Annotated in this window: 1 protein-coding gene; it reads left to right on the top strand. The window is 27.5% G+C overall.

Going from position 1 to position 1,004, the window contains the following annotated elements; genetic code table 11:
- The first annotated feature begins 354 nt into the window (after positions 1-354).
- Positions 355-825 (top strand): N-terminal phage integrase SAM-like domain-containing protein, encoded by a 471-nt coding sequence (locus A5819_RS18880; RefSeq protein ID WP_086353120.1) that lies wholly within the window; start codon positions 355-357, stop codon positions 823-825.
- The last annotated feature ends 179 nt before the right edge of the window (positions 826-1,004 follow it).

Raw genomic sequence — 1,004 nt, 5'->3', positions numbered from 1 at the left:
ATTAATGGGGGGATAGAAAGATGCTTTTATTGGACCTGTCTCTTATACACATCTAGATGTGTATAAGAGACAGGTAATGGAACTGCTGCCTATTTCTTATTTCTACGACAAATAAGAAATAAGAAAAAGTAAAAATTTGTGAAAAAAAAATTAAATTTATCTGTTTAATTAAATTCACATTTATGTTAACTGAGAAATCTCTCAAAGTCAATAATCATTTCTATCGAAAATTTCAAAAAAGTTTAAAAAAAAAGAGAAAAACTCAATGTTTTTGAATTTTTTCTTCAAAAGAATTGATTTTTCCTCTGATAAGCCGTCAAAAAAATTGTCAAGACAAGAAAGGATTAATCTAATATGGTCAAAAAAGGTGAAAATATTTATAAAAGAAAAGATGGACGTTGGGAAGGTAGATATATTAAACAACGGACACCAGATAAAAAAATAATTTATGGTTCTATATATGGCAAGCAATATTTAGAAGTGAAAGAAAAACTAACATTTATTAAAGCTAGATATCTCACCTCGAATTGTTCTGTTGCTAGCTATAATGAGACGTTTGAAGAATTCATTGGAAATTGGATGATGACCACTATGAGTTATGCTGTTAAACCTACAACATACTCGAATTATACTCGACTGATCAAACGTCACATCTTACCAAAATTAGGTGATATAAAAGTTCAAAAAATTACACAAGAAATTATTCAAGAATTTGTTTATCATCTTACTAAACAAAATTTTGCTTCTGGTACTATTAAAAATGTCTTTAATATTTTAAAGAAAGCATTAAATACCTGTCTCTTATACACATCTAGATGTGTATAAGAGACAGTCACAAATTTTTACTTTTTCTTATTTCTTATTTGTCGTAGAAATAAGAAATGAGAATAGTATCCATTACTTAGTTACTGTCTCTTATACACATCTAGATGTGTATAAGAGACAGATTTGGAACAGTAAACAAACAATCTATTTCTTATTTGTCGTAGAAATAAGAAATGAGA

The sequence above is a fragment of the Enterococcus sp. 7E2_DIV0204 genome (assembly GCF_002140855.1).
Lineage (GTDB): Bacteria > Bacillota > Bacilli > Lactobacillales > Enterococcaceae > Enterococcus_L > Enterococcus_L lemimoniae.
The sequence above is the reverse complement of the archived record's forward strand: the minus strand, read 5'-3'. Positions and strand labels throughout refer to the sequence as shown.